The sequence below is a fragment of the Peribacillus aracenensis genome (assembly GCF_025175645.1).
Classification (GTDB): domain Bacteria; phylum Bacillota; class Bacilli; order Bacillales; family DSM-1321; genus Peribacillus; species Peribacillus aracenensis.
Genome location: NZ_JANZMJ010000086.1, coordinates 1 through 1618 on the forward strand (window position 1 = coordinate 1; position 1618 = coordinate 1618).

A 1618-nucleotide genomic window follows, 5' to 3' on the forward strand; every position below is an offset into this window, starting at 1 on the left:
CAAGTGTAGAGCTACACACGAAAAGGAGCCTATATTATGAAGGATGTTCAAAAATTTGTTGGTTTAGACGTATCTAAAGATTCAATTGCTGTTGCGATTGCTGATTCTGGTCGTGGTGAACCTAGATTTCATGGAACTATTCAAAATAAGCCAGAGGATATTCGCAAATTGATGAAAAAGTTAGGGAAGCCTGAAAGCCTATTAGTATGTTATGAAGCTGGATCTTCTGGGTATGGAATTTATCGATTTCTTCTATCTATGGACATTGATTGTATGGTTGTCGCACCCTCCCTTATTCCAAAGCGATCGGGCGATCGTGTGAAAACAGATAAAAGAGATTCTATTAGATTAGCTCAGCTACTTCGCGCTGGAGAGCTTACTTCTGTATGGGTTCCAGATGAAGATCATGAAGCATTGAGAGACTTAATTCGTGCTCGTCATGATGCTCGTGAGGATTTACAAAGTTCTCGCCAGAGACTTGTTCACTTCTTACTTCGCCATGGAATACGTCCTCCGCAAGGAGTTAGAAATTGGTCCGTAAAACATCGTGAATGGTTAAAACGATTAACATTTGATAGAGCTTCTCAACGTATTGTTTTTCAAGAATATCTTCATGCAATCAATGAAGTTGAAGATCGTATGAAACGAATCGAAGCTCAGATCCATGAAGAAGCCCTTCAAAGTGAACATGCTCCGGTAATTCAAGCTCTTCAAACTTTAAGAGGAGTCGCAGAAGTCACAGCTGTTACTTTGGTAGCTGAAATTGGACAGTTTTCTCGCTTTTCAAACCCAAGACAACTGATGTCCTATGCTGGACTTGTTCCAAAGGAATACTCGAGTGGGTCTAGTCGTTGGCAAGGTTCCATTACGAAAACCGGAAACTCCCAAATTCGTCGTTCCATAGTAGAAGTTTGTTGGTCTTATCGCCATCGACCATCTCTTAAAGGTGAATTGCTTAAACGTCAAGAAGGTCAAGATCCAGAGGCAAAACGTATTGCTTGGAAAGCTCAACACCGTCTTCATATGAAATATCATCGCATCTCTGCTAAAGGAAAAGGTGGAAAAGTAGCTGTTGTTGCAGTAGCCAGGGAATTACTTGGTTTTATTTGGGCTATCGGTTGTGCCATTGAGGATAAGCAAGTAAGTGTATCGAATGTTGCTTAAGTAGATCGAAAGTAAGATTATGTACTAAATAATTTTATCGAATCATAATTTTGTGATTTAGAATTGAAGATTTGGCTCGAAGGCAAACCCCCGGGAAGGAGAACCCTCATGTTCAACTATGCACTAGGTCTAGGGACTGAACGTGCGCCGTTAGTCCGAGGCAGCTCCGTGACGGATGGAGTGAAATGTGGTAACCAACCCACGCATATCAGTTTGTATACCACCGTCAACGTTTTTGCCTTCGTGCCAAGTTTTTAAGGTTATCCTTGTTCAACTTTTAGAATGGTATCCATTTCGATTTAGCTTATCAAGGGAAAGTGCGCCCTTGACAAGCTAAATCCGAAAGGATATTTGGTTTATAAGTTGAACAAGGAATAACTCTATTCATAGCTGAATGAAACACCATTTAAAAACATTTGGGTGTGGTGGGTTGACAGTTTCGTTCATATCAGTT

1 protein-coding gene is annotated in these 1618 nt (G+C 40.7%); it reads left to right on the top strand.

Annotation, left to right across the window (positions count from 1 at the left end; all coding sequences use genetic code 11):
- The first annotated feature begins 36 nt into the window (after positions 1-36).
- Positions 37-1164 (top strand): IS110 family RNA-guided transposase, encoded by a 1128-nt coding sequence (locus tag N0M92_RS29015; RefSeq protein ID WP_260289020.1) that lies wholly within the window; start codon positions 37-39, stop codon positions 1162-1164.
- The last annotated feature ends 454 nt before the right edge of the window (positions 1165-1618 follow it).